Origin of the sequence: uncultured Enterococcus sp. (assembly GCF_913775425.1) — a bacterium.
Classification (GTDB): Bacteria; Bacillota; Bacilli; order Lactobacillales; family Enterococcaceae; genus Enterococcus_G.
On record NZ_CAJYIS010000042.1, the window covers coordinates 1 to 8,030 of the forward strand.

At 35.8% G+C, this 8,030-nt stretch carries 7 protein-coding genes; all 7 read right to left on the minus strand.

The window, feature by feature from the left end; genetic code table 11:
* Positions 1 to 320: 320 nt before the first annotated feature.
* Positions 321 to 899, minus strand: coding sequence for a WxL domain-containing protein (locus QZ413_RS04560; protein ID WP_297076932.1), 579 nt, complete (start codon positions 897 to 899; stop codon positions 321 to 323).
* A 37-nt stretch (positions 900 to 936) separates the two neighbouring features.
* Positions 937 to 1,638 (minus strand): WxL domain-containing protein, encoded by a 702-nt coding sequence (locus QZ413_RS04565; RefSeq protein WP_297076934.1) that lies wholly within the window; start codon positions 1,636 to 1,638, stop codon positions 937 to 939.
* A gap of 45 nt (positions 1,639 to 1,683) precedes the next feature.
* A complete protein-coding gene (locus QZ413_RS04570; protein ID WP_297076936.1) occupies positions 1,684 to 2,337 on the minus strand; it encodes a WxL domain-containing protein in 654 nt (217 codons plus the stop codon).
* Complete coding sequence (locus tag QZ413_RS04575; protein WP_297076938.1) at positions 2,334 to 2,783, minus strand: LPXTG cell wall anchor domain-containing protein; 450 nt, start codon at positions 2,781 to 2,783, stop codon at positions 2,334 to 2,336. The genes QZ413_RS04570 and QZ413_RS04575 overlap by 4 nt, the downstream gene beginning before the upstream one ends.
* Positions 2,784 to 2,812: 29 nt before the next feature.
* Positions 2,813 to 3,865 carry a DUF916 and DUF3324 domain-containing protein gene (locus QZ413_RS04580; protein WP_297076940.1) on the minus strand — a complete coding sequence of 351 codons (1,053 nt, stop codon included), beginning with the start codon at positions 3,863 to 3,865 and terminating at the stop codon, positions 2,813 to 2,815.
* A gap of 24 nt (positions 3,866 to 3,889) precedes the next feature.
* Entirely contained in the window at positions 3,890 to 6,880 is a 2,991-nt protein-coding gene (locus tag QZ413_RS04585) for a hypothetical protein (RefSeq protein ID WP_297076943.1), read from the minus strand.
* Between the two features lie 653 nt (positions 6,881 to 7,533).
* Positions 7,534 to 8,030 (minus strand): family 1 glycosylhydrolase (locus tag QZ413_RS04590; RefSeq protein WP_297076945.1); only part of this gene is annotated, 497 nt, incomplete at its 5' end.

An 8,030-nucleotide genomic window follows, 5' to 3' on the forward strand; every position in this document is an offset into this window, starting at 1 on the left:
TGTTTTTTGGATGTAAACCAATATTTTATAGTTATTTAATTATTTTGAAACTTTTGTTTTTTGAATAAAATATCGTTTTTTTATTTAAAAAACATAAATTATTAGCCTATTTTATGTTTCCACATAATTTTATTTACTTAAAAATAAATCAATATAACAAACTGTTATTTTATATACAACAATAAAAAACTGCCGAGTCATTGATTACACTCGACAGTTTTTCATTAATGATTTTTATTTTTACTTCTTCAATTGTTCTCTACACTTTCTCAAAACTTCAATCAAACGAATATCCATCCGTTTTGATACTTTTTTAATTTTTAGTTCGCATCTGGAGTATCAGATAGCGTGTAGGTTAGTGTAGCAGTGTAATTCCCTACCAATTGACCAGTTGGCGCGGTTAATTGAACATTATCTTTAGTATACGTAGTGGTCGTTTGCCCATTTCCTTCATTAGTTGTTGCATTGATCAATCTTGATCCAGCAGCAGCACCTGCATCTAATGTAACATTTTTATCTGTATCAAAAGTTACACTATTTGCACCTGCGGTTACTGCTGATCCACTGACAAAAGTAATCGCCGCTCCTTTTAATTCTTTCGTTGAGTCCGTAAATTTACCTAATGTCCCTGTAACTTTCCATCCTGTTCCCGTACCACGTAAGTCATTGATAACAATCGCTACATCGTTTGTACTATTTTGGCTGATCGCTGCATTTGATAATTCTAAAGAACCAAAATTTAAATCTGATGCACTTTGAAATGACAACTGATTACTTGTAGGTGCAGTCAAATTAAAACTAGCTGTTGTATCTTGAGCATAGATCGTTGCAGGTAAGAATGCCAATCCAACCAAAGAACTCGATGCAATCAATAAACTCATTTTTTGTTTAGTATTCATATACTTACATCCCCTTTTTTATAATCGACTAGTTAGCTTAATTCGACGTTGGTCCATCTTCTAATTGCCAAGTTAGATTTGCAGTATACATAGTTTGGGTATCGATCGATTCTGTGGGTGCTGAGAACATGATCTTTTTATTTTCTGTTTGATCTGCTTTGTCATACGCGACCAACCACGTGCCTCTACCTGTACCTGCATTCGCTTTTAATAATGATTGCGGCGCTGCTGTTGGACCAGCTTGTAACGTAATATCTGTAGTCGTCGCTCCGTTATCTTTTGCGGTATTAGGTGTACGTACGACACCGCTAGTAAATGCAATACTAGCACCTTTAATCGTTTTTCCAGCAGTATTGGTAAAATCACTTAACGACGTTTTTAGGTTCCATCCAGCTCCAGTACCACGCAAGTCACTTACTTGGAAATATGGTGTCGCTGTATTTTTGATTCCTGCTTGTACAGTTTTTCCTGTTAATTTAACATTTTCCCCAAACAATAAATTAGAAACATAATTGATTTGTAACGAACCATCTTGACCAGTATTATTTCCTTCTTCACCAGGATTCGTCCCAGGATTTTCGGGATTGGTTGGATCGACTGGATCGACTGGATCAGTACCAGCAATAGCAGTAACTGTAGCTTTACTATCGATCGTTTCTGCTTGTGCTGTTAATGTGTGTAAGCTATAACCAATTGCAACAGCTGATAAGACACTTGCACAAAGAACTACTTTTTTCATATCTTTCTCACTCCTCTACGTTTGCAGTCGATTGATTCTTTTAATTTAAGGATTTGTAGGTGTTGGGCTGTCGCTTAATTGCCAAGTAACTGTTCCTGTGTAATCACCAATAAGATTTCCAGCAGGAACTTTTAATGTAATATCATTAGTGCTATCTGCATTGTACTTGATCAACCAAGTACCTAAACCTGTTTGTGCTACAGCAGTTGTAAGTGGTTGATAGTTTTCGTTTAATGCTAAAGATGCAGTATTCATTGTTGGTGCATCTGTAGAAGTATTTGTTCTTCCAGCCGCAACGACCGCATTTGCTAAATTTATCTGTGCGCCTTTTAGTGTTTTAGTCTGATCACTTGTCTGCAATTCAGATTGTTTGACTTGCAATTGCCAACCTGCTCCTGTACCGCGTGCATCCGTTACTTGAGCATTTTGCATTGTTGTGGCTTTTAATGGTACACTCGTACTTCCACCTGATAATTTTAAATCAGCAAATTCAAATTGAATGACCTGATCTAAACTTAATGGTCCATTTTGACCAGTTTCTCCACCAGGATTATTTGGATCTTCTGGATCTACGGGTCCTGATCCAGCTGTTACTTTAACTGAAGCATCTGAATCTGCAACTTTATCTTCTGCTTGAACAACAGAAGTCAATAACACACCTGCACTCAATAAGATCGTAGCTAAAATTGCTTTTTTCATTTTGATTCTCCCCTTTTCTTCTTTTCTCTATTTCGATAAACTATCATAAGCCAAATTATACATATGACGAGTACCCCAATAATCAGTAATAATAGTTGCGTCGCTTCGCCAGTCGATGGTAATAAGCCACTGTACTGCGATTTAGATGTAGATGAACTTGGTATATATATACCATTTTCTCTCGTAGTAGATGTCTCCGAATTTCCCTGTGATTCATTCGTCTGTTCTGAACTATTCTGTTCTTCAGAGCTATTTCCTTCTTCAGAACTGCTTTCTCTTGTAAACCCTATCGTGGCTTTAGATTTCGCCATTGCAGAATCAGTATTTGGTTCAATAGTCGTACTTGTCGTTGCCATATCCGTTTGATCAAGTGTATCTGCGTGGACATGAACTAAAGACATACACGATAGAGCTACAACTATAAAAAATACTTTTTCACAACGCATCCCCCCTTTCACAGCGATTGACATTTATCTTAAAAAGTATTTTTTTCTTGATCATCTTTTCTTTTTTTCAGTAGCAATAAAAGAATAATGACCACGAGCAATACGACGATTGCGATTAAGAGATATAATAGCCAAGGCGTTTCTTTTTCTTTCAACTCTACTGCTTCTTTATTCAATTTTTGACTTTCTTCACCTTCGATCGTAAAATCTTTAGTAAATTTCCATTCTTTTTCGCCTGACTTGGCAACTAGATTTAATGTATACGTACCAGGATCTAATGGATCATTTTCCCAAGAGATCGGAAAATCAAAATTTGAGTTCGGTGCCATTTCTAAATTTTCAGCTTTGCGAGATTTTAAGACTTCAGTTTGACCTTTTTTTGTAATCTTGGCATCGATCGATAACTTACCAAACATCACAGGTTCGATATTTTGTAGATTTGCTGTCACAGCTGTTCGATACGATACCAAAACTGGTTTCACATCATTTAACTTTAATTCTGGACTGACAGGTGTATCATTTTCTTTTAAACGTACTGCTTTGACAAGTTGGAATTTATTGACGATATTTACCCCTTCACTGGCTTTACTATCAGTTTTTTCGTCGACAAGTTCAGCTACAAAACCGCCAAGTATGGTCCCATTGAATTCTTCAGCAGGCATCTGTAAATTAAAGACTACATCTTTTTGCTCATTTGGTTGAACGTCTATCGTTTGTGCTTGTCCAACTAAACTAGTAAACGGATGTTTTAAAGTTGGATCATATTTATACGACTCCTCTTGTGGAGAGTAATCAATCAATCCATTTTGGTTTGTAATTGCATTAGTAGGTGTCACTTTTATTTTTTTGACTTTATCTCCGCTGTTACTTACGATCACGGTTAGATTTTGTTTCATATTTGGTTCAACAAGTAAATCGTAGTAAGTTGCTTTTTTATCGATTTGATTTTCGACTGGCTTTACAGAAATCGTAAAGGACAAGGCGTCGTCTGCGTGCACTTGATACGTATAGAAACTGAATAGTCCCATCAATAAAATGAATAGCCCCAATAATCGATTTCGTAATCTCTGTTGATTTATCATACTTTCCCGTCCCCTCTCACTACATTATTTTGCGGCTTCAGCTGATACCGTATCTTCCAAACTCCAGGTAATTGTTCCACTATAGCCTTTGCTGTAATTTCCATAGTACTGATCCAATACAAGTTGTCCTGTATCTTGATCATCTAAAGTAACTACTTCATAGGGTTCTGGTGTTCCTGTATAAGTTTTTTGTTGGATCGTTTGGCTAGAACCGTTTAACCCTACATCTTTGGTCGAAGTACGATAGATCAACTGACCGTTGAAGCGATCACTTCCACTAGTAATTTCTTTCGATAAGAATGCTTTTAAGTTCCATTGTGTATTTAATATCGTATTGGTGATCGCAACAAGATCTTGACTGTCATCAGATAATGTTGTTTGATTTTCTCCTAAAGATATTTCTCCAAAATCGACATTAGGAGCCGCCACCGTAAGTTCACCAGTATAGTTAAAGATGATATCAAACTCACCATCTGGTACGGTCGTAGTCGTAATTGGTTGTCCATTTTGCAAAATCGTATAATCAGATAATTTAATTGTTTGGTAACCTGGATAGTTTAATGTAAATTTTTGCTGATTTTGTAGCGTAGCTAAAAGATCAGATAGATTACTACCCACTGTCACTGTTTCTACTATGTTATCTGGTACTTTTATTTTTTGTTTATAGTCGCTATAGATTGGATTATTGGTCCCAGAATAAACTTGTTTGATATTCATCGTTGTTTGTCGTGACTCGAGAGTGACTTTGAGCGTTTTTCTGTAAGTTCCAATATTTGATGCAATATCATAGGTTTGATCTGGTTGCCATGTTTGATTCGGAATCGTTACGATAAATGTCGTCGTATCGTTAGTAACGTCAGTCACTGTATTACCTGATATCGTATAGGCTTTTAGTCCAGCATTGATTAAAAGTTGCCGTTTTTCGGCTGCCGTGGCATTGTTCCAAGTCAGATAATTGACGCTTAGATTATTTCCAACAATATAAGCGTTCGTCACACTTTCACCTGATGGATAGACCACCAGTGGCGCATCGACCGTCGTCGCGTTTCCAGCTTCGTCTTTGACTTCGATCGGAATAGAATACACGCCTGCTGTATCTGTCATTTGTTTTAATTCTTGTGCTGTATTTTTAAATGAAACACTTAGATTTGCTGTAGCTGTCGTATCATCTGAATATGTTGCCAATCCTAACTTAGGATCTGTCAATGTGGTCCCTTGTACTTGTTTGATCAGCTTAGGTGTAGCCACTGGTGGGATCTTATCAACAATCGTAAATTCTAAAGGAAGTGAATTCCGAGCATCTGTTGTTTGAACCTGAATCGTTCCTACGGTTCCACCTTTATAAGAAGGAGACGTTTTGATCGTATCGATCGACCATTTTCCGGTACTATCTGTTGTTGTCGTATACGTGTCCGTACCGATTTTCACTGTGATCGTCCCATTAATGACTGGATCACCAGTGTAATTTGTAGTCGGTACTAACTTTCCACTGGCGTCTTTAGTCGGGATCATATACCCCGTCGTTCCGGATAATTTATTACTCGTATTCGATAATCCATTTTGATAAGCAGGATCTAAAATGACGACTGGTAAGAAAATATCATTTGAAATCCGAGAATAATCATCGATTTTGATAGTATTTAATCCGACTTGATTGCTAGGTGCAAGTATAGTTGGATAAGTTCCTCTATAAAATTTCAATACCTCAAAATAAGAAACATTTGACCAAAACTGATCATAGCTACCAGCACCCAATTTATTTTTATTCCACACAGCAATGTTCATGTTGTAAAATCTTAAGTTATTTGCTTGTCTATTAGCATAAGCATAGAAAAATGGTTGCGATCCATTATAGATCATATTAAAATTTTTAGGATTGTTTACATTGAGATCTGTGGAATACATGTACATGACACCATAATTATTGCTAGAATCAGTGGAACTTGCACTAAAAGTTGCACCAGGTTGGACATTGATGTTGGCTTGTCCATTATATGTTCCAGCTGCATTGTCATAGACGGAGCTATTCCCCAAATCTCGAGGAGCTGTTGTCCGCAATGATGTTTCGGAAGCATTTGCCGTTAAAGCTCCCTCGACAGTGATTGTGGAAAAATTTCCAATATTATTGGAATAAGCATCAGAATTAGTATTTGAATTCTTGAGCGTTACTTTGCTATTTTTATCGACATACATCCGACGATCACCGTTCATTTGCGATGGAACTACACCAACGCCTAAAATTGTTGATCGATAATTAGACGCCGTGCTATATCCCACAAAAGTGATGTTATTTCCTCCACTTCCATTAGAATAGTCACCAGGATTTCCACTATCGGTAGTATTTCCGTTAAATGTTGTATCCAAAAATGAAATATTGCCTACACGAAAATTATAAGTTCCAGAATCTACTGACGTCGTTCCCGTTACGAACACATTAGAAGCAATCCCCTTGAAAAATCCACCGCGCGCTGTTGTACTACCGCTGTTATTTGCTTTATAATCGATCGTATCCACGACAAAATTAATTTTTTTCCGATAGTCAACTAAGATAAAACCACTTAGAGACGAAATTTCTGTATCTCCTCTAATATTAGTCGTATTTCTCCCAGCATTGATTCTACCATTCATCAATTTAAAATTATCTATCATACTGGTATTCGGAATTAAAAGATTTGCTGCTGACGTTCCAGTCAGTAAGTGACTATTTAAATTTAAGATCTTACCACCGTTTGCTCCACTCAAAACCGAAGCTGATTTCGTCAACGTGATATCGTTTTGTAATACTATTTCTTGATTTGTGATATCTGTTTGTCCCAAAGCATCAACTAAAGATTTTTCATCTGTAACTTTCGTTTGCGTCATTGCTGGAAATGTTGGGATTGTCGTTGGGGCATAATCGACGGTGTAGTTTGGTGTAGGATCGGCTGCATGAGTAATCTGTGGATAAGAAAAAATGATCATGGCTAAAAAACTTATTACTAATGCAACAAATACCGTTGAATTTTTTTTTGTCATTTCTGATCCTCCTCATTTGACAATTTTTTATTTTTGAGAAGCACTTTTTATAACTATTGTGATTATTTTAACTTTAATAGATATAGATAACCTGATTAAATTGGTATCAATACTATTCGTGATATCATCTACAAACTAATCTTAACACTATTTTTTTTTAATAAATACGGTTTTTTTATATCGAAATTAGTAAAAAACGCTATATGGTAAATTAAATCGATATTTTCAATATTAAAAAATGTTATTTTAAAAATAGATTTCATAATATTTCAGTAATAAATTATCTTTTTCACAATAAAGTGCATAGTAGTTCTCATAGCAGCAAGTAATAAACTTTATAGTTAATTATTATATTTACATATTCTAGCTGTTTTAAGATGAAATTATTTAATATTCAATCATTTATGCATCATTCTTATTTTTAATAGAATATATTACGAATACACTCATCTTTCATTTTTGTTATATGATATTGCATAAGTAAAATAAAAATGTAATATAACATTCTGTTTTTAATCCACAAAAATAATTTTTCAAAATCTAAAAAAATTCATATTTTACACTTATTCTTTAGACTTTCTTAAACTTTAAGAATACTTCGAAAAAAATAAGGTCGATCGAGTATCAAACCATACTCGATCGACCTTATTTGACTAATTTAATTCACTCAACACACTGCCACCATTTGTTTTGATCACGTCTTGATACCAGAAGAAGCTATCTTTACGTGAACGGTCAAATGTTCCATTTCCTTGATCATCCGCATCGACATAGACAAAGCCGTAGCGTTTGCTCATTTCAGAAGTCGAAGCAGAAACCAAGTCGGTACAGCCCCAAGACGTGTAGCCCATCAACTCGACTCCATCTTCGATCGCTTCATACATTTGCTCGATATGCGCTTTTAAGTAATCGATGCGGTAGCTATCATGGATCGAACCATCTTCTTCGACCGTATCTAGGGCACCTAAACCATTTTCAACGATAAATAATGGGATTTGATAACGATCATACAAGTTATTTAAGGTAATGCGTAGACCGATTGGATCGATCTGCCATCCCCAGTCAGAAGCTTTCAAATAAGGATTGGCTTCACCTAAAGAGAAGTTTCCTGCTGTCGATTCACCACCAGCATCTGGATTGTGACGCGCCA

What these genes read in the sequence shown, in the direction of transcription:
- QZ413_RS04560 (WP_297076932.1), bottom strand. Translation starts at nt 899, where the DNA reads ATGAATACTAAACAAAAAATGAGTTTATTGATTGCATCGAGTTCTTTG.
- QZ413_RS04575 (WP_297076938.1), bottom strand. Translation starts at nt 2,783, where the DNA reads ATGCGTTGTGAAAAAGTATTTTTTATAGTTGTAGCTCTATCGTGTATG.
- QZ413_RS04565 (WP_297076934.1), bottom strand. Translation starts at nt 1,638, where the DNA reads ATGAAAAAAGTAGTTCTTTGTGCAAGTGTCTTATCAGCTGTTGCAATT.
- QZ413_RS04580 (WP_297076940.1), bottom strand. Translation starts at nt 3,865, where the DNA reads ATGATAAATCAACAGAGATTACGAAATCGATTATTGGGGCTATTCATT.
- QZ413_RS04570 (WP_297076936.1), bottom strand. Translation starts at nt 2,337, where the DNA reads ATGAAAAAAGCAATTTTAGCTACGATCTTATTGAGTGCAGGTGTGTTA.
- QZ413_RS04585 (WP_297076943.1), bottom strand. Translation starts at nt 6,880, where the DNA reads ATGACAAAAAAAAATTCAACGGTATTTGTTGCATTAGTAATAAGTTTT.